This is a genomic window from Bradyrhizobium liaoningense, from assembly GCF_018130785.1.
Lineage (GTDB): Bacteria > Pseudomonadota > Alphaproteobacteria > Rhizobiales > Xanthobacteraceae > Bradyrhizobium > Bradyrhizobium liaoningense_A.
In genome coordinates, this window is record NZ_JAFCJT010000009.1 from 20,482 (window position 1) to 46,285 (window position 25,804).

Genomic DNA, 25,804 nt, shown 5'->3' on the forward strand with positions numbered 1-25,804 from the left:
GTTAGGGAAGCACAAGGAGGGTATCATGCCGGACGTCTCTCGGCGAACGATCACGCTCGCCTCGCTTGCTACACTTGCCGCCACGCTCGCTCCAAAGGATCGCGCCTGGGCCGAGAAGAAATACGGTCCAGGTGTCAGCGACACCGAAATCAAGGTCGGGCAGACCATCGCCTATAGTGGTCCGGCTTCCGCCTACGGCCAGCTCGGCCAGGCCGAAGCCGCCTTCTTCAAGGCGATCAATGATCGCGGCGGCATCAACGGCCGCAAGATCAACTTCATCTCGGTCGACGACGGCTATAGCCCGCCGAAGGCCGTCGAACAGACCCGCCGCCTGGTTGAGCAGGACGAGGTGGCCGTGATGTTCGGCATGCTCGGCACGCCGCTGAACCTTGCGACGCGAACCTACCTCAATTCCAACAAGGTACCCCAGCTCTTCGTGGCTGCGGGTTCCGAGCAGTTCGCCAATCCGGAGAAGTTTCCGTGGACGATGGGCTTCCAGCCGACGTTGCGTTCGGAGAGCACGTTCTTCGGCAAGCAGATCCTGGCCGTCAACGCCAATCCGAAGGTCGGCGTGCTCTACCAATACGACGATTTCGGCAAGGAGATGCTGTCGGGCCTTTCCGACGGCCTCGGCGCCAAGGCTTCGGCGGTCATCGCGGCCGAGAGTTTCACCCCCACCGATCCGACGGTCGACTCACAGATCGTCAAGCTGAAGTCGGCCGGCGTCGATACCGTTATGCTGTTTGCCTACGCCAAGCAGGCGGCCCAGGCGATCCGAAAGATTTACGAGCTGAACTGGCAACCCGACACGTACCTGCATTCAGGCTCGGCCTCGATGAGCGCGACCCTGATCCCGGCGGGCCTCGAGCGCTGCGTCGGAATCAAGACCGTGCGCTACATGAAGGACCCGTCGGACCCTCGCTGGCGCGACGACCCCGAGCTGAAGCCGTTCTACGAATGGCTGAAGGAATACATGCCAGCTGCGAATCCGTCCGACACGTTTTTCCTGTCGGGTTGGACTTTCGCCCAGATGCTGGTGCAGGTGCTACGCCAATGCGGCGACGATCTGACGCGCGAGAACATCATGCGCCAGGCCGCCAATCTCAAGGATTTTCGCAATCCCGGATTGCTGCCAGGCAGCCTCATCAACACCAGCCCGACCGACTACCGGGTCGTGAAGTTCATGACGCTCGAACGCTTCAACGGCAAGAGCTGGGAAAACTTCGGGACCTGAGCTGATCATGTCCGGCGGAGCAACTCCGAGTGCTGCTCCGCCGAGACCGTATCGTGCGCTTTCTGCTCCTTTCAACTCGCCAGCAGACTAACGCAAGCATCAACCCATGATGTCGCTTTAAGATTTCCTTGCGTCGCGCCTTTCACGAATTGCGCTTCGCCAACAACAAGCCGCGACGAGGCAAAAAATGCAGTCTGAGCGACGCAATTGGCCATCGGTCTCGCTCGACGAAACCTACCGCATCCTCACTGCTCCTGCCGCACCGTTCGAGATGGAGACCATCGACGTGGCGGGGCGCCCCGTCCGGGTCTACAAGAAAGCCTATCGCGATCTTCGCTGGATTTTCGAGGCCAGCAAGGCGTGGGGCGACCGAACCTTCCTCGTATTCGAAGATGAGCGGCTGAGCTTTACGGAACATTATCGCGCGGCCTCCGCACTGGCGTGGCGGCTGGTCGATGACTACGGTGTGCAGAAGGGAGACCGCGTGGCGATCGCCATGCGAAACTTCCCGGAATGGCCGATCGCCTTCTGGGCCGCAGCGACCATCGGCGCGATCGCGGTGCCGCTCAATGCCTGGGGAACCGGGGATGACCTCGCCTACGGCTTGCGCGATTCTGGCGCCTCCGTTGCCATCGTCGACGGTGAACGCCTGGCGCGGCTCAACTCGCTAACCCCGGGAAGTCACTCCGCCAAGCTCATCGCAGTCCGCGCTGTATCGGACATCCGGAACGCAACCGACACGCTGGAAAATCTGATCGGCCCGGCTTCGAACTATCGTGCATTGCCGGACCGGGCACCACCCGACCGCGACATACATCCCGACGACGACGCGACCATACTCTACACGTCGGGCACGACCGGCCGCTCCAAGGGGGCGCTGGGCACCCATCGAAACATCATGTGCAACCTCGTGAACATCACGTTCTCGAGCGCCCGCGCCGCGATCCGACGCGGTGATCCCCTGCCGGCGCCACCGGAAGCCCAGAAAGCGGTGCTGCTTCCGGTGCCGTTCTTCCATGTCACGGGGTGCCACTCGATCATGATCCCCGCCATGGCGAACGGTTCGAAGATCGTGCTGATGTATAAATGGAACGTGGAAGCAGCGCTCGAACTGATCGAGCGCGAACGCATCAACTCTATGTCCGGCGTGCCGTCGATGACATGGCAATTGCTGGAATCGCCGGATTTCGAACGGCGCGACGTCTCGAGCCTCGAGGGTCTCTCCTACGGCGGCGCCGCCGCGTCGCCTGAGCTGACCCGGAAAGTCGCTGCGCTGTGCCCGGGTAAGTTCGGCGGCACGGGCTATGGCGCCACCGAGACGTCCTCGGTCTCGACTTCGAACGGCGCCGAGGACTATCTCGCACGGCCGGATTCCGTCGGGCCTGCTGTACCCGGATGCGACTTGCGTGTCATCGATGAGGCCGGAAACGTCCTGCCGGTTGGCGCGATCGGCGAACTCGAAATCTACGGTGGCAACGTCGTGAAGGGTTACTGGAACAACCCTCAGGCGACGGCGGCAGCGTTCCGCGATGGCTGGTACCGCACCGGCGACATTGTCCGGATGGACGCGGAGGGTTTCGTCTATCTGCTTGACCGCGCCAAGGACATGCTGATCCGCGGCGGCGAGAACGTCTATTGCGTCGAGATCGAGGACGCCCTCCTCGCGCATCCGGACATCTTCGAAGCCGCCATCGTCGGCATTCCCGACCGCGTGCTCGGCGAACTCGTCGGCGCCGTCGTTCGCACACGGGCCGGATCGCGTCTGACCGCGGACCAGGTGACCGAGCATCTGCGCCCAAGGCTCGCAGCGTTCAAGCTGCCCGCGCATGTCGATATTCGAACCGAGGAGCTGCCGCGCACCGCGAGCGGCAAGATCGTCAAGCGTCAGCTCCGCGAAGAACTCGCCGCAAAGGCAAGTGCACCTGGATAATGGTGAACAACAAAACAGGATCGGGAGGATAGAATGAAGAGACTTTTGTCGGCCGTGGCCGTTTTGTCGGCCGGGCTCCTCTTCGCGACCAGTGTCACTGCCGCCGAGAAGAAATATGACGAAGGCGCCTCAGACACCGAAATCAAACTCGGCCAGACCATGCCCTATAGCGGCCCCCTGTCGATACACGGCATCCAGGGCCGCACCGAGGTCGCTTATTTCAAGATGCTCAATGAAGAGAAAGGCGGCATCAACGGCCGCAAGATCAACCTGATTTCGCTCGACGACGCGTTCTCGCCCCCAAAGACCGTCGAGCAGACTCGCAAGCTGGTTGAGGGCGACGGCGTGCTCGCGATGTTCGGCTCGTCCGGAACTGCCGCGCAATCGGCGGTGCAGAAATATCTGAACAGCAAGGGCGTGCCGCAACTTCTGGTCTCGACGGGCGCCAATAAGTGGAACCAGCCGAAGGCCTTCAAATGGTCGACGCCCGCGTTTCATCTCTACGGCACCGAAGGCGAGATCCTCGCAAAGTACCTTCTATCCGTGAAGCCGGACGCGAAGGTCGCGATCCTCATGCAGAACGACGATTTCGGGCGCGACTACGTCTCCGGGTTCAAGAAGGGGCTCGGCGACAAGGCCTCGACCATGATCGTCAAGGAAGTCACGTATGAGTTGACTGACCCCACGATGGATTCGCAGGTCGCGCAGCTCAAATCATCGGGCGCCGACGTGTTCTTCAACGTCTCGCTCGGCAAGGCAGCCTCGCAGTCGATGAAGAAAGCGTATGAGCTCGACTGGAAGCCGCTGCAGCTCGTCGTCAGTCCCTCGGTCGGGCGACAGTTCCTGGAAGCAGCCGGCTTCGACTCGGTCACCGGTATCATCGCAGCAACGCCCTACAAGCAGGTGTCGAGCCCGAAATGGGCCGAAGACCATGACGTCGTCGCCTATCAGGCCTTCATGAAGAAGTACCTGCCCAATGAAGACCCCAAGAACGAGATCGGCTTTGCCGTCTATTCGTTTGCCTACATCATGGGGAAAATCATTGAGGCCTGCGGGGACAATCTGACCCGTGAGAACCTGCTATATCAGGCGACGCACCTGAACAACGTGGCCGCGCCCTCCCTGCTGCCCGGTACCACTTACAATACGACGCCGGACAACTACGTTCCGTTCAAGCGCCTGGTGGTGCAAAAATTTGATGGGCAGGATTGGGTCCAGGTGACGGCGATCACGGTCGATTAAATTCTCAACGACGCGCAATCGGGATTGCTGGAGCGACCGGATTTGATGTCCGGTCGCTCCAATTACTTGTGCTCCTAGCGGGGGGCCATGCGGATGGCGCCGTCGAGGCGGACGTCTTCGCCGTTGAAGTAGCCGTTGGTGATCATGGTCAGCGCAAGCTGCGCATATTCCTCCGGCATTCCGAGACGCTTCGGGAACGGCACCGAGGCGCTGAGGGCAGTCTTGACGTTCTCCGGCGCACCCTGCAGCAGCGGCGTGTTGAAGATTCCCGGCAGGATGGTGTTGACGCGGATTCCGTCGCTCATCAGGTCGCGCGCGATCGGCAACGTCATACCGACGACACCGCCCTTGGAAGCCGAATAAGCGGCCTGCCCCATTTGCCCGTCCTCGGCCGCAACCGAGGCGGTATTGACGATCGCCCCGCGCTCGCCGTCCTCGAGCGGGGTCAGCGACAGCATGCCCTTCGCCGACTTCGCGATGCAACGGAACGTGCCGACGAGGTTGATCTGGATGATGCGGTTGAAGGCATCGAGCGGAAAGTGGGTGGGCTCACCGGTCTTCTTGTCCCGACCTGCGGTCTTCACCGCATTGCCCGTGCCTGCGCAGTTCACCAGGATCCGCTCCTGGCCGTGAGCCGCGCGGGCCTTGGCGAAGGCCGCATCGACCTCGTCGTCGGAGGTGACGTCAACCTTGCAGAATACACCGCCGATTTCCTTGGCGACAGCTACACCCTTCTCTTCGTTGAAGTCGAAGATGGCGACCTTCACGCCATGCGCAGCGAGCGCCCGCGAAGTGGCTGCACCGAGGCCGGAAGCGCCGCCGGTGACGACGGCAACGATCGATGAATCGAGTTTCATTGCAGTTCCCTCCCTGGTCAGATGCGCTCGATGATGACGGCCGGCGCCATCCCGCCGGCGGCACACATGGTAACGAGACCATAGCGTCCACCGCTGCGCTCGAGTTCGTCGAGCGCGGTGCCGATGAGTATCGATCCCGTCGCGCCGATGGGGTGGCCGAGCGCGATGGAGCCGCCATTGATGTTGACCTTGGTCCGATCGAGATCAAGGTCGCGGATGAACTTCTCGGCGACGACCGCGAAGGCCTCGTTGATCTCCCAGACATCGATATCGTTCTTGGTCAGGCCGGCCTTGGCGAGAACCTTCCTGGCCGCTGGAACCGGAGCGTTCAGCATCAGCGTCGGGTCGTCACCCTGATTGGCATAGGCCACGATCCTGCCCCGGGGCTTGAGGCCGTGCTTCTCGGCATATTCCTTCGACGCGATCAGGACCGCGGCCGCGCCGTCCACCACGCCCGAGCTGTTGCCGGCGTGATGCACGCCTTTCCACTCGAGGTCCGGGTAGCGACGCTGAATCTGCTTTTTGAACGTCGATCCGCTGCCGAGATCGAAATCGGCGAGCTGCTCGAAGCTGGGCTTCAGCGAAGCAAGTCCTTCGGCGGTCGTCTCGGGGCGCGGGAATTCCTCACGATCAAGGGCGACGCTGCCGTCGTCGTTGTAGACGGGGACCACCGACTTGGCGAAGCGGCCTTCATCGATCGCCCTCTTGGCCCTCTGCTGGCTGACCAGTGCCAGGGCATCGCAGGCCTCCCGGCTGATCCCCTCACGGGTCGCGATGGCGTCGCCGCATACACCCTGGTGAGACTGCGGGTGGACGGCATCCAGCGCCGCGTTACCCGCACCCATCAGCCGCGCCGGTTGCCCTGCCCTGGACCGTTCGGCAGCCAGGGCCTGCTGATAGCTCATCATCTCGGTGCCGCCCGCGATGACACAATCCTCCATCCCTGACATCACCGAAGCGGCCGCCAGATTGACGGACGTAATACCGCCGCCGCAGAAGCGGTCGAGCGTCGTGCCGCTGGCGTTGATGTCATATCCAGCCGCGAGCGCCGACATGCGCCCAAGATCGCCGCCTTGCTTGCCTTCCTGGGTCGAGGTCGACCAGATGATGTCATCGACGGTCGACGTATCGAGCTTGTTGCGCTCCTTGAGCGCCTTGAGCACCGTTGCGGCCAATTGTTGCGGATGGAGGTGCGACAGCGCACCCTTGCCCGGCTTGCCGATACCTCGCGGCGTGCGAACAGCGTCGATGATATATGCTTCAGACATGCGTTCCTCTTCGTTTTGAACGTTCTTGCTTCAACGCGGGAGCTGATTTTCCGCCATACGGACACCAGCGCGTTCGTGGACGTCCTGATCTGCGGCGCAGGCAGGCCTGCTCCAGCTCTCCGCAATCGAGAGCCACCGGCCGCCATTGCATGCGGAGCCAGCACTTCGGTCGGAGAACTCGACGAACTTGCAATTTGCCCCAAAGACAATCAAGGGCGCCCAAGCTCCATAACGCAGGACGCCCGAAACATCCATGCGTTCCAGCTCATCGAACTCGACGCAGAGCGTCTTTCACTTTCACGAGACGGAATTGACTTCGCCTGCGCGTCATTAAGGCTCTTTCCTCAAGCACTCTTCATATCTCCAGTACTGCAACCGTATTACCCTCGTTGACGGCGGCGCCCTCCTCGACGGAAATCTTCACAACCACCCCGTCAGCCTCCGCCACGACCGGGATCTCCATTTTCATGGACTCAATCAGGATGAGCGTGTCGCCCTTCACCACGCGCTTGCCGAGCTCGGTCTCCACTTTCCAGACGAAACCGCTGACCTCAGATTTTGCTTCCAGCTTTGCCATTCCAAATTACCTTTCAGCTTTCTCAATGTAACTCACTCGGGGTGTTCGATTATCTGTCGCCGAAGGCGCCCGCGGCGGCCAGTTGCACCAAGCGCTCCTCGTCGTAGTCCAGCACGCGCCGGAGTGCGTTCCTCGTTTGTGATCCCAGCAGCGGAGCACCGGCCGGCTTGCGCATCGGCGTCTCCGAGAATGTGATCGGTAATCCGACATTGGGGATTTTGCCGAGCTTCTCGTGCTCGGCCTCACCGAGAATACCCAGCGCGCGCACCTCGTCCGAGTCCAGGGCCTCACCGACGCTGCGCACCGCAGCAGCAGGAACGCCCACGCGCTGCATCGCGTTGAGCCAGTCTTCGCGCGCGCCCTGTGACAGCGCGGCGCCGATGATCTGCTTCAACACTTCATTATTGGTGCGGCGGCTGACGCTGGTGCGAAAGCGCTCGTCATCGGCAAGCTCCGGGCTTTTCAGCACATCCCGCATCAAACGCCTGAACGTGCCATCGTTTGCGCAGGCGATGTAGAGCGGACCCGTGCTGGTGGCGAAGGAGCCAACGGGCACCGCGGTCACCTGCCAATTCCCGAACCGCTTCGGGCTCACGCCCGACATGAGGTAGCCCATGTGGAAATTTCCGAGCATGTTGACGGCCGCCCCGAGCAGATTGGTCTCGATCGGCTGCCCTTTGCCGTTCCGCGCACGCGCGTGCAATGCCGCCAGGATGGCATTGCAGGAAAGCATCGCCGTGGCCATGTCCATGATCGACGATCCGGCCCGCATGCCCTCGTCATCCGAGCGACCGTTCATCGAAATGAAGCCGCTTTCGGCCTGCGCGATCGGATCGAAACCGAGACGATCGGCGAACGGACCGCTGCGGCCATAGGCCGAGATGGAGCAATAGATCAGGCCCGGATTACGCTCCCTAAGCATGGCATAGTCGAGCCCTAGCCTTTGCATGACGCCGGCCGAAAAGTTCTCGACGACGACGTCGGCCTTGTCGGCGAGTTCGAGCGCAACCTGGCGGCCGGCCTCGGTTTTCAGGTCGAGGGCAACGCTGTCCTTGTTCCGATTGGTCCAGAGATACGGCGCGCCCTCCCCGTCGCGGTGCGGCGGATATTGCCGGAAGCCATCGCCCCCATCCGGGGATTCGATCTTGATCACTTCGGCGCCAAAATCCGCGAGAATCATGGTGCAAAACGGACCGGCGATGAAATGAGTGAAATCGACGACGCGCAAATCCGTCAACGGCGTCTCGATCGCCCGTTCGCTCATCGCGCGCTCCCTCAGAACGGCTCAATGACGCGCTTACGCGTCGCTCGCGGCGCCGGTTGCGGCAACGTCTCCAGCGTCTTGACGAGGATGTCCCGCGTGTCAGCAGGATCGATCACGTCGTCGTAGAGGAACTTGGCGCCGCTTTCGACCGCCGTATTCGAGCGCTTCAGCTCCGCGGTCAGGCCGGCGTGCAATTCGGCTCGCTCCTCCGGCGTCGCCGCGGCCTCGAGCTCTTTCGCGTAGATGATGTTGACCGCGCCTTCGAGGCCCATGCCGCCGAACTCGGCGGTAGGCCAGGCAACGAGGATCGCTGGCTCGAGCGGGCGCGAGCCCATGATGTAATAGCCGAGGCCGTAAGCCTTGCGCAACACGACCGTCAGCACCGGCACGGTAGCATTGGCAAGCGCCGACAGTACGCGCGCGCTGTGACGCATCAGCCCGGTCTTCTCGACCTCCGGCCCGACCATCAGGCCAGGCGTATCGCAGAGCACGACAAGGGGAATGTCGAACGCGTCGCAAATCTGGATGAAACGCGCCATCTTCAGGCAGGCCGGCGTATCCATGGCGCCGGCCAGATACATCGGCTGATTGGCCACGATTCCAACGGTGCGGCCCGCGATGCGACCGAAGGCCGTCACGGCCGCCTTGCCGTAACCCGCCTTGACCTCCATGACGCTGTCGACGTCGCAAAGCGTCTGGATCACGTTGCGGACGTTGTAGGCCCTGCGGGGATTTTCCGGGACCATGTCGCGAAGGACCGCCTGGTCCGGCGCTTCGCCCGCCGGCTGTTGCATCTCGAAATAGCCGAGATATTTCTTCGCCGCGGCGATCGCCTCGGCCTCGTCCTTGACGAGGATGTCGATCACGCCAGATGCCCAGTGCACCGACGCCGGGCCGATCTCCTCCGGAGTGTATCTCTTGCCGAGCGCGGCTTCGACCAGCGGTGGACCCGCCATGCCCATGGCTGAATCCTCGGTCGCGATCAGGACATCGCACAGACCGGCGAGATTGGCGTGCCCTGCAAAGGCACGGCCGGGCGAGATGCCGACCGTCGGCACCAGACCCGACAGACGGGCAAACACGACGAAGGTCGGTGTCGAGGGTCTCGCGGTGACGTGCATGTCGTGCGGCCGGGCGCCGCCGCCGTCGAGCCAGCAGATCACCGGCAACCGGTGCTTCTCGGCATGCGTGAACATGCGCGTGATCTTGGCGTGGTTCATCGCGCTCTGCGTGCCGGCGTACACGGTGTAATCGTAGAGAACCATGTCGACCGGCCGCCCGTCGACCTTGGCCGTGCCCATCACGAGTCCGTCGGCGGCACCTTCCATTCCCTTTGTCGCGGGACGTACCAGACCGCCATATTCGACGAAGCTATTCTGGTCCACGATGGCTTCGACGGCGCGACGCGCGGTCCAGCGGCCTCGCTTGTCCTGACGCGCCACGGCACGGGGGCGCGCGGCGTCGAGACGTTCGGCCTGGGCATCCAGAACGAGCCTGAGGTCGGCCCGCAATTTCGTATCATCCTTCATCGCGCGACCTTCAAGTCTCCGGCGGTCAGTTTTTCGCGCTTGAGGCGGATACCCGCCTGCTCGCGATCCCACGTGTCGCCGGTGACCCCTTCCGAGCGCAGCACGTGCTTTTCGATCTTTTGCGTGGGCGTCTTCGGCAACTCCGCCAGGAAGCGGATGTAGCGCGGCACCATGAAGTGCGGCAGACGCGGCGTCAGGAACGAGATGATCTCGAGCGGGTCGATGTCGGCCCCGGGGACCGGCGAGATCACCGCCATGACCTCGTCTTCCGCAAACTCGCTGGGAACGCCGACGACCGCACTCTCGCGGACCTTCGGATGCGCCCCGATTTCCGCCTCAACCTCGAACGAGGAGATGTTCTCGCCGCGGCGGCGGATGGCGTCCTTCATGCGGTCGACGAAGAAGAAATTGCCGGCCTCGTCCCGACGAAAGGCATCGCCCGTGTGGAACCAGCCGTTGCGCCAGGCACGCGCGGTCGCCTCAGGATTTGCGTTGTAGCCGTGGTTCATCGTCCAGGGCTCGTCGGCCCGGACCATCAATTCGCCGATCGTGCCATGCGGCACCTCGACGTCGTTCTCGTCTACGACCCTTGCTTCAAAGCCGTCACGCACCCGACCGCAGGTCTTGAGCACATCCGGATTGCGCACCGACACGATCGGGCACGAGATCTCCGTCATGTTGAAGACCGTGTAGATGTCGACGCCGAAGCGGGCGGTGAATTCCGCCGCGTCGTCGGCGAGCGGCACCATGATTGCTTGCCGAAACGTATGATCACGGTCGCGCGGGCTCGGCGGTGCCTTCATCAGGAACGGGATCATCGCCCCGAGCAGCGTTGTCGTCGTGGCGCCGGTGCGGCGCACCGTGTCCCAGAAGGTCTGGGTGTCGAAGGCCTCGACCAGCGCGATGGAACCGCCGCGCACGAGCATGCGGTACACGCCGCTGGTGCCGCCGACATGGAACAGCGGCAGGTTGACCATCGCCCGGTCATCCGAGGTCACGGTATCGATCGCCTCGGTCGTCGCCGCGAGATGGCGATAGGACGACAGCACACCTTTCGACGGACCGGTGGTGCCCGACGTGTAGATGACCGCATGGGTGTCCCATGGCATGACCGCGCGGGACGGATCGACGGGCTCGCCGGCAGCAGAGCCAAGTGCATCTTCGGTCAGGCCGCGAATCCCCTTGAGGCCCGGCGGCGGATTGCCCGACACCGCGACCAGGGTATCGAGCGCGGCCGTCTCCACCTCGGAGAGCCGCTCGGCAAGCCTGGCATCAGCGATCATCAGCCGTGCGCCCGAATTCTTGATCACATGGGCCAGCAGCCGCCCGCGATAGGAGATGTTCACCGGCACGTAGACCGCACCGATATAGTTCAGCGCGAACCAGACGGCGATCGCGTGCGGCCCGTTTGGGAGCCAGGACAGCACGAAATCGTCCTGCTTGACGCCAAGCGCCTGGAGGCTGGCGGCAACCCGGCGCACCTTGTCGCGCAGCTGCGTGTAGCTCCACTCCTCTCCGGTCGACAGCACGACGAATGTCTTGTCGCCCCGCTCGCGCGCATGGCGATCGACGAGATTGCGCAGCACATATCTGTCCGACGGGGACAGCCGATCGTTGTCGCCACTCATGGGCGCCTCCCATTGCGCCGCCTTCAGGCGGTCGTTTATTCCGGCGCGAACGCCGTCAGTCGTTCTTCCGGCGGCCGGATGCGCGTCCTCCCGCCCCGTTCAGGCGTTTGCGCAAGCCCGCATCGATGAATGCATGAATTTGCGCACGGTTCGTTGCGAGGCTCCGGGCATCGCCCTCGAGCAGCGACTGGATGATCAGGCCGCGCAGCATGCCGACCAGCACGTTGGCCATCTTCGCGCAATCGACCCCTTCGCGGAGCTCGCCGCCGCGGCGCGCCTGCTCGAGATGCCTGCGAAAACCATCATGGAAGCTGGCGCTGATCGCGCGCGTGCGCGGCTGCAGCTCCGGTATTGCGCAAAGCGATTCGACGAAAAGCGAATAGAGTGCCGCGGTTGCCACCGGGCTCGCACAGGCACTGTCCACATGCGCATCGATCCGCGCCTGCACGGCATCGATCCCGGTCTTATCTCCGATGGCGTGACGCAGCCGCTCCGCAAACCAGCCCTCCATGAAATCCATCAGCGCGTTCAGCAGCGCGAATTTCGTGCCGAAGCGCTCGGCCGGAAGCCCACGGCTGAAGCCCGCGGCGAGACCGATTTCAGCGAGCGTCGCGCCCGCGGCACCCTTCTGCGCGATGATCGACATCGCTGCGCGGAGCATGCGTGAATCTGACGCGCGCCGGCGCTCTTCCTGCCGCGACGCAGGCTTCGTCTTGAGTTGAGGCGCTAGGGAAACCATGGCCGAAGTTAATAATCTACTTGCTGGTCGGTCAACAAGTATTATGATTGAGCCAAATTGCGGCCAACACAAGAGCCGCACATCCGGGAGAGAAAACGCATGCGCTCGACGCCCGCAATCCCTTTGCTTGCCCGCAACGTCATCGACAGACGCGCGTTGCTGCGCCTCGCCGCCCAGCTCGGTGTCGCCTCTTTCGCCGGCCCGGCATTCGCGCAGCAGCAAGCATTCAAGGTTGGCTGGATCAGGCCGACGACGGGCCGCCTCGCCTCTTCCTTTGCTCCGCTCTATTTCGGCGGACTCATCGCCGTGGATGAAATCAATGCCGCCGGCGGCATCCTGGGCCGCCAGATCGCGCGCGTCGAAGAAGACGACGAGGCATCCCCGGCAAAGGAACCAGGCATCGTGCGCAAACTGCGCGAGCAGGATATCGGATGCTTTGTCGGCCCTACCGGCAGTTCGCAATCGCTCGCCTCGATCGCTGCCACGACATCTGCGAAGACCATCCAGTCGACCTACGCGGCGGCCGCGGAAGCCGGTGATGGCCGCAAATACCCCTATCACTACCAGATCATGTTCAACACCGACCAGCAGGCCGACGTCTGCGTCGAGTACATGATCAAGACGCTCGGCCTGAAGAAGATCGGCATTCTCCAGGAAAACACCGCCTTCGGTGAACAGGGAACAGCCGCGACGAAGGCGATCCTGCAGAAGAAGTTCGGCCTCACGCCGGTCAGCGAGCAGGTCTACCCGATCTCGGCGCCCGACCTGTCGGCCTACGTCGCCAATTTGCAGAAATCTGGCGCGGACGGCGTCATCGGCTGGATCGCGAACGTCCCCAACGCCGCGATGATCTTCAACGCGATGAAGACGCTAAAATGGTTCCCGCCAGTCACCGGTCACAGCGGCCTGATGCTGCCGGCCCTGTTCGATCTCGTTCCAGCCGAAGCCGTGAAGAACGTGTTCGCGACCTATTACCGCAACTTCACCTGGACCGACACCGAGCAGCCGGGTGCGCGGCAGGTCGAGTTCGCCAGGAAGCTCGCGAAATATCCGGAGTCGAAGGGCTACGAAGTCAACGTCGCCGCCGCGCCCTATTACGATTTCCTCTACTGCCTGAAGGCTGCGATCGAATCCGAGAACAGCTTCGAGCCCGAAGCCATCAAGCGCGGGCTCGACAAACTCAGCAATCACAAGGGCCTGCTGGGCGACATTTCCTTCACGCCGGAAAACCATTCGGGCATCGGAGCAAAGGACGTGGTGCTCGTGTCGGTGGCGTCGGGACAGGACCCGCGCGCCATGGGCTGCCTCCGCGCCCGCGCACCCGGCCAGTGAAGGTACGCTGATGGATATCGACGTCCTCGCGCACGGCATCGTCGCCGGCAGCCTCTATGCATTGGTCGCGGTGAGCTTCAATATTCTCTACCGGCCGACCAACGTGTTCAACTTCGCGCAAGGAGAGCTCGTCATGCTCGGCGCGATGATCTTCGCGAGCCTCACCTCGCTCGCGGGCATGCCGTGGCTGGTCGCCTTCGCAGCGACGCTGATCACCGTCGGATGCATCGGGCTGATCGAGGAGCGTATCGCAGTTGCACCCATCCTCGCGCGGTCGCAGACGGGAACGGGCTGGGTCATCACGACGCTCGCGACGTCCCTGATCATCTCCAACTTCGTCGGACGCTTCTGGGGACCCGACCCGATCCTGGTCAAGCCGCCCGCGCTGCTGAGCATGGAATCGCTCGACATCCTGTCGTCGCGCATCTCGTCCTACGAGATTGCGCTCATCCTGGTCACATTGGTGCTCGTTCTCATCGTCGAACGAATCTACCGGACGCTCAAGGGCAAGGCCGTGATGGCGGTCGCCGAAGATCGCGAGGCGGCCCTGCTGCGCGGCATCGATCCCGGCAGTCTCGGCCGCTGGTCGTTTTTCCTCGGCGCCGCGTTCGCGGCCATGACCGGCATTCTCGCCTCGCCCGTCCTCTATGCATCGACCTCGCTCGGACCGGATCTGTTGCTCAAGGGTTTTGCGGCCGCAGCCGTCGGCTCAATCGGTAACAATCGCGGCGCGCTGATCGCCGGATACGTCATCGGGGTCACGGAAGCGGTCGGCGCGTCGCTGCTGTCGCCTGGCTACCAGGAGGCGGTGATCTTCATCGTCGTCCTCGCGGTGCTGCTGCTGAAGCCTGAAGGCCTGTTCGGCAGCCCGAACGCACGGACGGTCTGATCATGTCACGCGCCGTCATTCCTATCGCCATGCAGCTTGCCGCACTCGCCGCTGCGCTCGCCCTTCCCGCCTTCGTCGGCGCCAATTCCTATGCGTTGTTCGTCGCGACCCAGCTCGGCATCTACATCATCGCCGCGATCGGGCTCAATCTGCTCGCGGGCTATGCCGGGCAGGTCTCGCTCGGCCACGCCGCGTTCGTCGCGATCGGCGCCTATTCGGTGGCGCTGCTGACCGTCGATCATCATTGGCCGTTCTGGGCCGCGGCCGTGGTCGGGATGGTGCTAGCCGCCGGGCTCGGCGTGCTGGCAGCCCTGCCTGCCTTCCGACTCAGCACCTGGTACTTCGCTTTCATCACCCTTGCCTTCGCGCTCGTCTTCGAGAAGATGATCGTCGAATGGCGCTGGCTGACGAAAGGCTTTGCCGGCGTCGTCAGCGTGCCGCCGCCCTCGGCCTTCGGCTACGAATTCGGCCCGCGGCCGCTCTATTACACAATCGTGGCAGTCACCGTCGTCGCCTTCATCCTGGTGCGCAACGTCGTGCACTCCCGCTTCGGCCGCGCCTTCGTCGCGGTGCGCGACGTCGAACCGGCGGCGCTTGCCGTCGGTGCCTCGCCGCAGCGGACCAAGCTCGTCGCTTTCGTGATCTCGGCCGCACTTGCGGGTGTCGCGGGGGCCTTCTTCGCCGTGCAGAAGACGGTGGTCACACCGGACGATTTCACCGCCGACTTCTCGATCTTCTTCCTGCTGACCGTGGTGCTCGGCGGTCTCGGCACGCTGTGGGGACCGATCATCGGCGCGCTGGTCTTCTTCCTGATCCCGGAATTGCTCGCGGGCCTGCAGAGCTGGCGCATGCTGATCTACGGCGGCATGCTGCTCGGCCTGATGCTGTTCGCACCGCATGGCCTGTACGGCGCACTGCGGCAGGCCTGGCGGAGGATGGCGCCGGCCAATCCGGGGGCCAACGCTGCCGCGTCCGAAGCCAGGGAGCATCCGCCGATCGCGGGCCTGGCGCTCGACATCACCGGACTGCGCAAGCAATTCGGCGGCGTCCAGGCGCTCGACGCCGTGGATCTCTCCGTTCCGGCTGGAAGCTGCTGCGCCATCGTCGGTCCGAACGGCTCCGGAAAGACAACGCTGCTCAACCTCGCCAGCGGCTATTACGTGCCCGATGCCGGCAGTGTGAAGATCGGCGACGTCGAGGCGCTTGGCTCCGGCGCACAGAAGATCGCCGCGCGCGGCGTCGGACGCACCTTCCAGACGCCGCGCCTGATTGCCGACCTCACGGCGCTCGACAACGTCATGCTCGGTGCCTATACGCGCGAACGCGCCGGGCTGCTGGCGACGGCACTGCGGCTGCCATCCGCGCGTGCCGAGACGCGGCGGCTGCGGCAGGAGGCCCTCGGCTTCCTGCAATTCGTGGGCGTCGCCGATCGCGCCGATGTCGAGGCCGGCGAGATCCCGCATGGCCAGCAGCGGCTGATCGAGATCGCCCGCGCCATGATGGGCGGCGCGCGGCTGATCCTGCTCGACGAGCCCGCGGCAGGACTGTCGATGTCCGAACTGGAGCGGCTGGAGCGGCTCATCATGCGCATCTGCGGCCTTGGTGCGACGATCGTGATCGTCGAGCACCACCTCGACCTCGTCGCCAATGTCGCAAGCCACGTGACCGTTCTCGACCGCGGCGTGGTGCTCGCCGCGGGCAAGCCGTCAGCGGTGTTCAACGACGAACGCGTGATGCGGGCCTATATGGGCGACAGGGCGCTGAAAGCTGGAGTTCCCGCATGAAGGCGATAGTCTCCGCACCGCTGTTGTCGGCCGCCAATGTGGATGCAGGCTATGGTCATGTCCGCGTTCTGGAGGACGTCTCGGTCGACGTTCGCCAGGGACGCATCGTCGTGCTGGTCGGACGCAACGGCGCCGGCAAGTCGACATTGCTGCGCGCCTTATCCGGCCTCAATCGTCCGACCTCGGGCAGAATCACCTTCGACGGTCGCGACATCACCACCGCGCGGCCGAATGGGATCGTCGATGCCGGGCTGCTGCACGTCGCGGAAGGCCGACGCCTGTTCCGGCGCCAGAGTGTCGCCGACAATATCGAGCTCGGCCGCTATGGGCTGCGCCTCACCGAGCAGGAGCACGGCCGGCGTGTTGCGCACATCCACGAGCTCTTTCCGATCCTGCAGGAGAAGATGAACCTGCCGGCCGGCAGCCTGTCCGGCGGCCAGCAACAGATGCTCGCCATCGCCCAGGCGATGATGCGCGAGCCGAAATTGCTGATGCTCGACGAGCCCTCGCTCGGCCTCGCGCCGGTCCTGGTGGACCAGGTGCTGGCCGCCATCCTCGCACTAAGAGCGCAAGGGGTCGCGATCCTCCTCGTCGAGCAGATGGTGGAGCGCGCCCTCGAGATCGCCGACGATGCCTATGTCATGCAGAACGGGCGCGTCATCGCCAGCGGCCTGGCTGCCGACATCGCAGCCGGCGACGCCCTGCACGCCGCCTTCATGGGCGAGCACGGCGCGCCCCATCATTCCGAACCACGACAGAGCCAGCCATGACGATCAATCCCGATGCCGGGCAGCGGCAGATTCTTGCAGCCATCGAGAGCGAGCGCGCCCGGCTGATGGACGAGGCGCGCCCCGACGCGATGAAGCGGCTTGCCGAGCGCGGCCGCATGTCACCGCGCGCGCGGATCGCACAGCTTGTCGATACCGGCACGTTCGACGAAATCGGTGCGCTCGCCTCGGAGGAGCCGCAGGCAGGCCAGCCCCATCCCCGCGACAAATCGCCGGCCGACGGTGTCGTCACGGGCACCGCACGCATCGACGGGCGCCCCGTCGCCGTCTTCGCGCAGGATTTCAGCGTGTTCGGCGGCAGCATCGGCAAGCTCGGCAGCGCCAAGACCCACCGCCTGGTGAAGATCGCGATCCGCCGCGGAATCCCCATGGTCATGATGCTCGACGGCGGCGGCCACCGCATCCAGGGCGGACAGAACTCGCGGCACTTCGCCCAGGCCAACAGCATGTTCCACGACCTCGCGCGCGCCTCGGGCTGGGTCCCGATGGTCGCGCTGATGCTCGGCGCCGGCTTCGCCGGTCCGACCAATTATGCCGGCCTTGCCGATCTCGTCGTCATGGTACGCGGCCAGTCCGTGATGGGCCTTGCCGGACCGGCGCTGGTGAAGGCCGGGACCGGCGAAGAGGCCGACCAGGAGGCGCTCGGCGGCGCCGCGGTGCAGGTCGACAAGCAGGGCCTCGCCGATCTCGGCGTCGCCAGCGAGGACGAGGCGTTTGCCGCCGCGAGGCGCTTCCTCTCTTATTTGCCCGGAAACGCCCGCAAGCCCCTGCCCCTGGTCGCGACCGACGATCCCAGCGATCGCGCCGACGATGCGCTGCTCGACATCGTGCCGCCCTCGACCCGACGCGCCTACGACATGCGCCAGATCATCAGTGGCATCGCCGATGTCGGCAGCCTGTTCGAGATCAAGCCGACCTTTGCCGCCAACATCATCACGACGTTCGCGCGGCTTGGCGGACGGCCGGTCGGCTTCATAGCCAACCAGCCGATGCGAACCGGCGGCATCCTCGATGCCAATGCCTGCGAAAAGGGCGCGCATTTCATCGCGCTCTGCGATGCCTATGGCCTGCCGCTGATCTCGCTGATCGACGTGCCAGGCTTCTATATCGGCTCGGCCGCGGAACGCACCACGCTCGGGCGCCGCAGCGCCAAGCTGATCTACGAATGGGGCCATGCCAGCGTGCCGCGCGTGTCGGTGGTGATCCGCAAGGGTTTTGGCCTCGGCTATTTCGCGATGAACGGTGGCCGTGCCTTCGATTCCGATGCCTCCTTCGCCTGGCCTTCGGCGCAGATCTGCGCGATGTCGATCGAGGGCGCCATCGACGTCGCATTCCGAAAAGAATACATGTCGGCTCCCGATCCGCAGGCACGCCGCCAGGAAATGATCGAGGAGACGCGTGCACAGACCGGCGCCATCCATGCGGCCGAGGGCTTCGGCGTCGACGACGTGATCGATCCGCGCACCACGCGCCGCCGCATCATCGAGATCTTCGCGCAGGCGCCGCCGCGGCGTGAGCCGGATCACCCGCCAAAATTCCGGTCGATCCCGCCGATCTAGCTCCAGCGCCTCGCGCAGAAGCAACAAGAACATATTGGGAGGAATGCCATGACGATCCGACGCAACACTCTCGACCGTCGCCTGTTTCTCGGCGGCGTGGCAGCCCTCGGCGCGAGTACTTTGGTGCGACCGGGTTTCGCCGACGACGACACCTTCAACGTCGGCTGGGTGCGACCGACGACCGGCCGGCTCGCCTCCTCCTACGCCCCGCTCTATATCGGCGGACTGATCGCGATCGACGAGATCAATGCGGCCGGCGGCATCATGGGCCGCAAGATCGCGCGCCAGGAAGAAGACGACGAAGCCTCCCCGGCGCGCGAACCTGCCGTGATCAAGAAGCTGCAGGAAGGCGGCGTCCGCTACATCTGCGGTCCCACCGGTTCGAGCCAGTCACTAGCCGCGCTCGCGGTCACGACGGCGTCGAAGACCATCACCACCATGTACGCCATCGCCTCGGAAGCCGGCGACGGCAACCGCTATCCCTGGCATTATCAATGCACCTTCAATTCGGACCTACAGGCAGAGATGGCCTCGCGCTATCTCGTCGAGACGCTGAAGCTGAAGAAGATCGGCATTCTCCAGGAGAACACCGCCTATGGCGAGCAGGTCGTCGCGGCGTGCCAGACCATCCTGAAGAAACTCGGCGTGGCGCCCGTCGGCGTCGAAGTTTTCCCGATCACGGCGCCGGATTTGAACGGCTATGTCGGCAATCTGCGCAAGGCCGGCGCCGACGGCGTGCTGTTCTGGACCGGGTCGACGCCGATCACGGCCAAGGGATTCAACTCCATGCACAGCCAGAAATACTATCCGGCAATCGCCGGTCACAGTTCGCTGTTCGCAGATTCACTGCTCGACCTCGTGCCCGCCGAAGCACTGCAGAATGCGGCCGGCACCTACTACAAGACGTTGACCTGGAGCGACAAGGAAGAGATCGGCAGCCGGCAGATGGACTTCGCCAAGAAGGCGAACGCCTTTCCCGAGACCAAGGAGGCCGGCGTCAACGTCGCTGGGTCGCCGTTCTACGACTTCCTCTATCTGGTGCGCGCGGCGATCGAGCAGGAGAAGTCCTTCGAGCCCGAGAAGGTCAAGCGCGCGATGGATGCGACCAAGGATTACAAGGGCCTGCTCGGAAATCTCACCTTCACGCCGACGAATCACGCCGCGATCTCGGTCGAAGACATGACGATGGCGACGCTGCTGTCAGGTCGCGATCCCAAGGCGATGTCCGTGTTCCGCAAGCGCGCGGTCTAGGCATGGCGCCGATGCAGGCTACGAGCCCCAGCCGAGATGCGGCCTGGAAGGACCCGCGCATCCTTCCGCCTGACGTCTGCGTGCTCCCTCATGTTCTCGACCGCCATGCGGCTGATACCCCGGAAAAGGTGTTCGTCCGCTTCGACGACGGCCATGAGTGGAGCTATGCACAGATCCATTCGACCGTTCGCCGCACCGCGGCCGCCCTGCAGCGCATGGGCGTGGCGCAAGGCGACCACGTCCTCACCTGGCTGCCGAACAGTCCGGATGCGCTGCGCATCTGGTTTGCCATCAACTATATCGGCGCCGTCTACGTCCCCATGAACATCGCCTGGCGTGGGCAGGTGCTCGAGAACGCCGTGCGGATTTCCGGCGCGCGGCTGCTGATCTCCCACGCGGGGCTCGTCGACCGCCTCCACGACATCGACCGCTGCGCGCTGACCGATTTGCTGCTGATCGGGCCTGATGCCCGCGACAAGCGCTTGGCCGGCTTCCGGCACCATGACGCGGCCGACCTTTCCACGCCGGGTGAGCCCGACGCGCCGCAACGCCCGATCATGCCCTGGGACAACCAGATGATCATCTACACGTCGGGCACGACGGGCCCGTCGAAGGGCGTGCTCTGCACCTACATGCATTGCGGCTCCTGCGCGCTCGCCTTTGCGCCGCTGACCACCGATGACCGCAATCTCGTCAACCTGCCGCTGTTCCATATGAGCGGCACCGGCGCCGTCTACCGCATGCTCGTCAAGGGCGGATCGATCGCGCTCGTCGAGTCCTTCGACACGCGCACGTTCTGGGACACGGTACGGCGAACGCAATCGACCTATCTGACCCTGCTCGGCGCCATGGTGCCGTTCCTGCTGAAGGAGCCACCGGGACCGGGCGACCGGGACCATCCGCTGCGCGTTGTCAACATCGTGCCGCTGGCCGATGGCTTCAGGGAATTCGGCGAGCGTTTCGGCGTCGAGGTTTACACCGTCTTCAACATGACCGAGACGTCGTGGCCGATCATCTCCGAGCGCGATCCCGAGACGCTCGGCACCTGCGGCCGGCCCCGCCCCGGCGTGTTCGCGCGCGTCGTCGACGAGAACGACATCGACGTCGCGCCGGGCAAGACCGGCGAGCTGGTGCTGCGCACGGACGCGCCCTGGGCGATGAGCCATGGCTACTACGGCAACCCGGAGGCCACCGCGCGCGCGTGGCGCAACGGCTGGTTCCATACCGGCGATGCTTTCCGCCAGAACGAGCGTGGCGAGTTCTTCTTCGTCGATCGCATGAAGGACGCGATCCGGCGGCGCGGTGAAAACATCTCCTCATTCGAGGTCGAGGCTGCGATCAACGCACATCCCGATATCCGCGAGGTCGCGGTCGTCGGCGTCCCCAGCGAGTTCGGCGAGGACGAGGTGCTTGCCGTCGTTTCGCCGGTCGAAGGACGATCGGTCGATGCGACCGCCCTGCTGGAGTGGCTGCGCCCGCGGCTCGCCCACTTCATGATCCCGCGCTACATCCGGATCCTGCCCGTGCTGCCGAAGACGCCGACGCAAAAGGTCCAGAAGCACCTGCTGCGCGCCGACGGCGTCTCCGCGGACACATGGGACCGCGAGGCGGCCGGGCTCAAAATCCGCCGCGACAAGCTCGCCAGCCTCGGCGGCGCCGGCGAGATCAGCCGGTGAGCGGGCCGCTCGCCGGCCTGCGCGTCGTCGAGATGGCCGGGATCGGTCCCGGCCCGTTCTGCGCCATGCTGCTCGCGGATCTCGGCGCAGAGGTCGTGCGCATCCGCAGGCCCGGCGGCTCTATGTTCGACACCGAGCCGCGTTTCGATGTGACGGGCCGCGGCTGCCGCTTCGTCGAGCTCGATCTGCGCGCGGACGGTGCCGTTACGAGCGCGCTTGCGTTGATCGAAAAGGCCGAGGTCCTGATCGAGGGCTATCGCCCTGGCGTGATGGAGCGCCTGGGTCTCGGCCCCGACCTTTGCCTCGCACGCAATGCGCGCCTCGTCTATGGCCGCATGACCGGCTGGGGGCAAAACGGCCCGCTCGCGCGCCGCGCCGGCCACGACATCAACTACATCGCCTTGACTGGCGCTTTGCACGCGATCGGCCGCCCCGGCTCGCCGCCGCCACCGCCGCTGAACCTGGTTGGCGACTTCGGCGGCGGCGCGATGTTCCTGGCCTTCGGCATCATGGCTGCACTGCTTAGGCCCGCGCCTCCGGCAAGGGACAGGTGGTCGATGCCGCCATGACCGATGGCGCCGCGCTGCTTGCCGCAGGTCGCTACGCAGGTCGTGCCTCCGGCAGCCAGAGCAATCAGCGCGGCGACAATCTGGTCGATGGCGGCGCGCCGTTCTACGACACCTATGCTTGCGCGGACGGAAAGTTCCTCGCGCTCGGCGCGATCGAGCCGCAATTCTATGCGCGCTTCCGCACGCTGTGCAGGCTGACGGACCCGCTGTTCGACGACCAGATGAACAAGCCGAAATGGCCGGCGCAAAAGCAGCGGATTGCGGCGATGTTTCTCACGCGGAGCCGCGCCGAATGGGTTGCGCTGCTGGGGAGCGACGACACCTGCGTCGCGCCCGTGCTCGACTGGGATGAGGCACCGAACGATCCGCACAATATCGCACGCGACACCTTCGTCACGATCGACGATGTGACGCAGCCGGCCCCTGCGCCGCGCTTCAGCCGCACGCCGGCTGCCACCCCGCGATCTGCCCGCGTCTCCGGCGACGATACGCGCGAGGTGCTGCAGCGCTGGGGAGTGGCGCAACCGATCGTCGAGCGTCTGCTGGCGTAAGCGGCTTGCGACAAACCGTCAGGCACCTAATACCGCCAGCGGACCAATGCCTGCATTCATGTCAAGATATTGACATATATAGGCCTCCGTGAAATCGTGGATGCAAACATCGACGAAGAAACATCGGGAGGACAGAATGACGCGGACAACGGCGACGCTTGCGTCGCTTGCACTTTTGGCGGCCGCCATGGGCATCAGTGCGGCTTCGGCCCAGGATCGGCCCGTCAAGATCGGCATCCTGAACGACCAAGCCTCCGTCTACTCCGCCATCACCGGGCCTGGCTCGGTCGCGGCTGCCCGCCTCGCCATCGAAGACATGGGTGGCACGCTGTTGGGCAAGCCGATCGAGCTGGTCTCCGCGGACCACGGCCACAAGCCGGACGTCGGCTCGGTTATCGCCCGGCGCTGGTTCGATACCGAGGGGGTCGATGCGATCTTCGACATCTACAGCTCCGGCGTCGCACTCGCCGTGCAGGGCATTGCTGAGCAGAAGAACAAGCTGCTCATCGTCTCGATGGCCTCGAGCCGCGACATCAGCGGCAAATCCTGCTCGCCGAACGGCATGCAATGGGCCAATGACGGCTACGAGGTCGCCAACCTGACCATCAAGGGTGCGTCCGACGGCAAGCCGACATCCTGGTTCTTCCTGACCGTCGACTACACGGCGGGCCACTCGATCGAGCGCGACTCCCAGAAGCTGATCGAGAAGGACGGCGGCAAGTTCGTCGGCTCCGTGCGCTTCCCGCTCAATACGCCGGATTTCAGCTCGTTCCTGCTGCAGGCGCAGAACTCCGGCGCCAAGAATATCGGCTTCATCGGCGGCGGCGCCGACATGACCAACGCGATCAAGCAGGCCGCCGAGTTCGGCATCGACCGCACCGGTCAGCGCTTCGTGCCCTTCTCGCTGACGACGGTCGATATCGACGCGCTCGGCAACGATGCCACACAGGGCATGCCGCTGGTCCTGAGCTACTATTGGGACGCTTCCGACCAGACCAAGGCCTTCGCCGAGCGCTTCAAGAAGGCCTTCGGCAAAATGCCGAGCGATCCGCAAGCCAACGTCTATAGCGCGGTGCTGCACTATCTGAAGTCGGTGAAGGCCGCCGGCACCAGCGACACGACGGCTGTGCTGGCGAAGATGAAGGAGACGCCGGTCGAGGATCTCTTCACGTCGGGCGCCCGCATCCGCGAAGACGGACGCCTGATGCGCGACGTCTATTACGCCGAGGCGAAGAAGCCCGGCGCCAAGAGCGGCCCCACCGACCTGATCACGCTCGTCAAGAAGGTGCCGGGAACGGAAGCCTTCATCCCGGCCAGCGAAAGCGAATGCAAAGCCCTCAAGAAGTAAGGCCCTCGACAACCAAGGCCTTCGAGAAGAAACTCTACGCGACCTCGGGACTCGCTCAGCTGTAAAGCCGAGCGAGTTCTTCTTTTTTGACCTTGCCGGTCGCAGTCATCGGCAATGCATCGACGATCCGGATCTCGGGAATCTTGTAGACCGCGAGACGCTCCCGGCAGAATGCCGAGAGCACCTCAGCAGTCGTCTGCCCCTTGCGCTCCGGCAGCACGGTGACGAAGGCGACCGGGACCTGCCCGCGCGCGTCGTCGACGCGTCCGATCACACCGCTTCCGGTGACATCGGGATGCTGACCGAGCGCCGCCTCGATCTCGGAGGGAAACACGCTCATCCCCTTCACTTTCAGCATTTCCTTGCGCCGGCCGAGGAAGTGGATGGTCCCCTGCTCCGAAATCATTCCGATGTCACCGGTGCGCAGCCAGCCATTGACGAGACCCTCGGCCGTCGCATCCGGCTTGTTCCAGTACCCCTTCAGCAGCGACGGCGTGCGCACGCACAACTCGCCCTCCTCCCCGAGCGGCAGAAGCCGGTCCGAGCCGAACTCCAGGATCTTGAAGTCGGTCTGGGGCACGGGAATGCCGCAGAAGATCTGCCGCTGCTTGAGGTCGCGATCGTCATCCTGCCAGCCGCGGTTGAAGGCATCGTAGGAATGCGTTTCGGTCATCCCCCACGCCGCTTCCCGCAGCGTCGTTCCCGTGAGCTTGCGCCATCCGTCGCGGAACACCGGATTGAGCTTCTTGACGAAGGACGCCACCATGACTTCCCGCAATGAGCTGAGGTCGTACCGGCTCGCGTCCGCCCGGTTCATGATCTCGACCTCATTGTCGACAACCATGTTCGAGATGGTCGCGCGATAGCGCTGGACGGCGAACATGTAGGCCTGCGGATCCCAGCGGGCCATCAGCACGCAGGTCGACCCCGTCACCATCGGCAGGATGATGCCGAGGTCCTCGCCGGCCATCCAGAAGATCGGCCAGAAATTGATGATGACGTCGTCGGACGTGACCCTCATCGACACCGATCCCATGACGGCGCCGGTGAACAGCATGTCGAACTGCGTGTGGACGCAGCCCTTCGGCATACCGGTGGTACCGCCCGTGTAGTTCAGCGCCGCAATATCGTCGATGCCGGCATCGACCCGCGGCGGCGCATCGGCTTCCTGAGCGAGCGCTGCCATGAGGTCGATGGAATTGGCGATCGCGACCCGCGGCGCCGTCAGCGCCGGCGGCAGCGGCCCCTCGGGTTCGGCCCCCAGCGCATCGCCAAAGCTCGTGACGACGAGATGCGCGATATTGCACTCCTGCCGGACCTCCTCGACGAGATGGGCCAGCTGATCATGCGCGATCACGATGCGCGCCTGCGTGTCGTTGATCTCGTAGGCGAGCTCCGGCCGGGTGAACATCGGGTTCACGGGCACATGGACACAGCCGGCTTTGAGGATGCCGTAGAAGCAGACATAGAATTGCGGGCAATTCGGCAGGAACACCGCGACACGGTCGCCCCGCCGCGCACCGAGACGGTTGAGGAGGCTCGCGAAGCGATCGCTGAGACGATCGAGCTCGGCGTAGCTGATGGCACGACCGTAGAACAGCACCGCCGCCTTGTCGGGTTGCCGCCGTGCCCACTCACGCAGGTAATGCGTCAGCGGCTGGCGGCCGAGCGGAAACACCGGCTCCCTGGGCACGCCAGCCGGCCAAAGCGTGACCTGCAGGCCGCGCACATGCGCCAGATAGCTCTCTTCGTTGCGTGTGTAGTCGGTATCGGGCTCGACCCCTGTCAT

The 25,804-nt window shown here is 64.3% G+C and carries 21 protein-coding genes; 13 read left to right on the plus strand and 8 right to left on the minus strand.

The annotated features are described in order from the left end of the window. Positions 1–25: 25 nt before the first annotated feature. From JQ627_RS19820 to JQ627_RS19830, 3 genes are all read left to right on the plus strand, one after another. Complete coding sequence (locus JQ627_RS19820) at positions 26–1,234, plus strand: ABC transporter substrate-binding protein (protein ID WP_212485828.1); 1,209 nt, start codon at positions 26–28, stop codon at positions 1,232–1,234. 187 nt (positions 1,235–1,421) lie between these two features. Further along, entirely contained in the window at positions 1,422–3,164 is a 1,743-nt protein-coding gene (locus JQ627_RS19825; protein ID WP_212485829.1) for a class I adenylate-forming enzyme family protein, read from the plus strand. 33 nt (positions 3,165–3,197) lie between these two features. Further along, the gene (locus JQ627_RS19830) at positions 3,198–4,406 is read left to right on the plus strand and encodes an ABC transporter substrate-binding protein (protein WP_212485830.1); all 1,209 of its coding nucleotides are present in this window, start codon (positions 3,198–3,200) and stop codon (positions 4,404–4,406) included. 74 nt (positions 4,407–4,480) lie between these two features. On the opposite strand, the gene JQ627_RS19835 is transcribed toward JQ627_RS19830, so the two are convergent. The 7 genes from JQ627_RS19835 to JQ627_RS19865 form a co-directional block, all read right to left on the minus strand. After that, a complete protein-coding gene (locus JQ627_RS19835; RefSeq protein WP_212485831.1) occupies positions 4,481–5,263 on the minus strand; it encodes an SDR family NAD(P)-dependent oxidoreductase in 783 nt (260 codons plus the stop codon). Positions 5,264–5,280: 17 nt separating this feature from the next. Then, positions 5,281–6,531, minus strand: a complete 1,251-nt coding sequence (locus tag JQ627_RS19840; protein WP_212485832.1) for an acetyl-CoA C-acetyltransferase — start codon at positions 6,529–6,531, stop codon at positions 5,281–5,283. A gap of 355 nt (positions 6,532–6,886) precedes the next feature. Continuing rightward, the gene (locus JQ627_RS19845) at positions 6,887–7,108 is read right to left on the minus strand and encodes a biotin/lipoyl-binding carrier protein (protein ID WP_212485833.1); all 222 of its coding nucleotides are present in this window, start codon (positions 7,106–7,108) and stop codon (positions 6,887–6,889) included. Between the two features lie 49 nt (positions 7,109–7,157). Continuing rightward, a complete protein-coding gene (locus tag JQ627_RS19850; protein ID WP_249143211.1) occupies positions 7,158–8,336 on the minus strand; it encodes a CaiB/BaiF CoA-transferase family protein in 1,179 nt (392 codons plus the stop codon). 47 nt (positions 8,337–8,383) lie between these two features. Continuing rightward, positions 8,384–9,901, minus strand: a complete 1,518-nt coding sequence (locus tag JQ627_RS19855) for an acyl-CoA carboxylase subunit beta (protein WP_212485835.1) — start codon at positions 9,899–9,901, stop codon at positions 8,384–8,386. Further along, positions 9,898–11,529 (minus strand): AMP-binding protein, encoded by a 1,632-nt coding sequence (locus JQ627_RS19860; RefSeq protein ID WP_212485836.1) that lies wholly within the window; start codon positions 11,527–11,529, stop codon positions 9,898–9,900. The genes JQ627_RS19855 and JQ627_RS19860 overlap by 4 nt, the downstream gene beginning before the upstream one ends. Before the next feature lie 55 nt (positions 11,530–11,584). Continuing rightward, positions 11,585–12,268 carry a TetR/AcrR family transcriptional regulator gene (locus JQ627_RS19865; RefSeq protein WP_312015786.1) on the minus strand — a complete coding sequence of 228 codons (684 nt, stop codon included), beginning with the start codon at positions 12,266–12,268 and terminating at the stop codon, positions 11,585–11,587. 99 nt (positions 12,269–12,367) lie between these two features. Between JQ627_RS19865 and JQ627_RS19870 the strand changes: the two genes are divergently transcribed. The 10 genes from JQ627_RS19870 to JQ627_RS19910 all read left to right on the plus strand — a co-directional run bounded on the left by JQ627_RS19870 (position 12,368) and on the right by JQ627_RS19910 (position 24,015). Continuing rightward, the gene (locus JQ627_RS19870) at positions 12,368–13,600 is read left to right on the plus strand and encodes an ABC transporter substrate-binding protein (protein WP_212485838.1); all 1,233 of its coding nucleotides are present in this window, start codon (positions 12,368–12,370) and stop codon (positions 13,598–13,600) included. 10 nt (positions 13,601–13,610) lie between these two features. Then, positions 13,611–14,489 (plus strand): branched-chain amino acid ABC transporter permease, encoded by an 879-nt coding sequence (locus JQ627_RS19875; RefSeq protein WP_212485839.1) that lies wholly within the window; start codon positions 13,611–13,613, stop codon positions 14,487–14,489. Between the two features lie 2 nt (positions 14,490–14,491). Continuing rightward, the gene (locus JQ627_RS19880; protein ID WP_212485840.1) at positions 14,492–16,273 is read left to right on the plus strand and encodes an ABC transporter permease subunit; all 1,782 of its coding nucleotides are present in this window, start codon (positions 14,492–14,494) and stop codon (positions 16,271–16,273) included. After that, on the plus strand, positions 16,270–17,043 hold the full coding sequence (locus tag JQ627_RS19885; RefSeq protein WP_212485841.1) for an ABC transporter ATP-binding protein: 774 nt from the start codon (positions 16,270–16,272) through the stop codon (positions 17,041–17,043). The genes JQ627_RS19880 and JQ627_RS19885 overlap by 4 nt, the downstream gene beginning before the upstream one ends. Continuing rightward, positions 17,040–18,620 (plus strand): acyl-CoA carboxylase subunit beta, encoded by a 1,581-nt coding sequence (locus JQ627_RS19890; RefSeq protein WP_212485842.1) that lies wholly within the window; start codon positions 17,040–17,042, stop codon positions 18,618–18,620. Before JQ627_RS19885 ends, JQ627_RS19890 begins: the two co-directional genes overlap by 4 nt. 48 nt (positions 18,621–18,668) lie before the next feature. Continuing rightward, on the plus strand, positions 18,669–19,871 hold the full coding sequence (locus JQ627_RS19895; RefSeq protein ID WP_212485843.1) for an ABC transporter substrate-binding protein: 1,203 nt from the start codon (positions 18,669–18,671) through the stop codon (positions 19,869–19,871). 80 nt (positions 19,872–19,951) lie between these two features. Then, entirely contained in the window at positions 19,952–21,547 is a 1,596-nt protein-coding gene (locus tag JQ627_RS19900; protein ID WP_212485844.1) for an AMP-binding protein, read from the plus strand. After that, the gene (locus JQ627_RS39645) at positions 21,544–22,116 is read left to right on the plus strand and encodes a CaiB/BaiF CoA-transferase family protein (protein WP_312015787.1); all 573 of its coding nucleotides are present in this window, start codon (positions 21,544–21,546) and stop codon (positions 22,114–22,116) included. Before JQ627_RS19900 ends, JQ627_RS39645 begins: the two co-directional genes overlap by 4 nt. Continuing rightward, entirely contained in the window at positions 22,113–22,667 is a 555-nt protein-coding gene (locus JQ627_RS39650) for a CoA transferase (RefSeq protein ID WP_312015788.1), read from the plus strand. The genes JQ627_RS39645 and JQ627_RS39650 overlap by 4 nt, the downstream gene beginning before the upstream one ends. A gap of 136 nt (positions 22,668–22,803) precedes the next feature. After that, positions 22,804–24,015: an ABC transporter substrate-binding protein gene (locus JQ627_RS19910; RefSeq protein ID WP_212485845.1), complete on the plus strand. Its 1,212-nt coding sequence runs from the start codon at positions 22,804–22,806 to the stop codon at positions 24,013–24,015. 55 nt (positions 24,016–24,070) lie between these two features. On the opposite strand, the gene JQ627_RS19915 is transcribed toward JQ627_RS19910, so the two are convergent. Beyond that, on the minus strand, positions 24,071–25,804 hold the full coding sequence (locus JQ627_RS19915) for an AMP-binding protein (RefSeq protein ID WP_212485846.1): 1,734 nt from the start codon (positions 25,802–25,804) through the stop codon (positions 24,071–24,073).

Coding starts and splice junctions, on each gene's coding strand:
- JQ627_RS19860 (WP_212485836.1), bottom strand. CDS start 11,529: ATGAGTGGCGACAACGATCGGCTGTCCCCGTCGGACAGATATGTGCTG.
- JQ627_RS19835 (WP_212485831.1), bottom strand. CDS start 5,263: ATGAAACTCGATTCATCGATCGTTGCCGTCGTCACCGGCGGCGCTTCC.
- JQ627_RS19885 (WP_212485841.1), top strand. CDS start 16,270: ATGAAGGCGATAGTCTCCGCACCGCTGTTGTCGGCCGCCAATGTGGAT.
- JQ627_RS19870 (WP_212485838.1), top strand. CDS start 12,368: ATGCGCTCGACGCCCGCAATCCCTTTGCTTGCCCGCAACGTCATCGAC.
- JQ627_RS19895 (WP_212485843.1), top strand. CDS start 18,669: ATGACGATCCGACGCAACACTCTCGACCGTCGCCTGTTTCTCGGCGGC.
- JQ627_RS19825 (WP_212485829.1), top strand. CDS start 1,422: ATGCAGTCTGAGCGACGCAATTGGCCATCGGTCTCGCTCGACGAAACC.
- JQ627_RS19875 (WP_212485839.1), top strand. CDS start 13,611: ATGGATATCGACGTCCTCGCGCACGGCATCGTCGCCGGCAGCCTCTAT.
- JQ627_RS19845 (WP_212485833.1), bottom strand. CDS start 7,108: ATGGCAAAGCTGGAAGCAAAATCTGAGGTCAGCGGTTTCGTCTGGAAA.
- JQ627_RS19890 (WP_212485842.1), top strand. CDS start 17,040: ATGACGATCAATCCCGATGCCGGGCAGCGGCAGATTCTTGCAGCCATC.
- JQ627_RS19865 (WP_312015786.1), bottom strand. CDS start 12,268: ATGGTTTCCCTAGCGCCTCAACTCAAGACGAAGCCTGCGTCGCGGCAG.
- JQ627_RS19880 (WP_212485840.1), top strand. CDS start 14,492: ATGTCACGCGCCGTCATTCCTATCGCCATGCAGCTTGCCGCACTCGCC.
- JQ627_RS19820 (WP_212485828.1), top strand. CDS start 26: ATGCCGGACGTCTCTCGGCGAACGATCACGCTCGCCTCGCTTGCTACA.
- JQ627_RS19840 (WP_212485832.1), bottom strand. CDS start 6,531: ATGTCTGAAGCATATATCATCGACGCTGTTCGCACGCCGCGAGGTATC.
- JQ627_RS19830 (WP_212485830.1), top strand. CDS start 3,198: ATGAAGAGACTTTTGTCGGCCGTGGCCGTTTTGTCGGCCGGGCTCCTC.
- JQ627_RS19915 (WP_212485846.1), bottom strand. CDS start 25,804: ATGACAGGGGTCGAGCCCGATACCGACTACACACGCAACGAAGAGAGC.
- JQ627_RS39650 (WP_312015788.1), top strand. CDS start 22,113: ATGACCGATGGCGCCGCGCTGCTTGCCGCAGGTCGCTACGCAGGTCGT.
- JQ627_RS19910 (WP_212485845.1), top strand. CDS start 22,804: ATGACGCGGACAACGGCGACGCTTGCGTCGCTTGCACTTTTGGCGGCC.
- JQ627_RS19855 (WP_212485835.1), bottom strand. CDS start 9,901: ATGAAGGATGATACGAAATTGCGGGCCGACCTCAGGCTCGTTCTGGAT.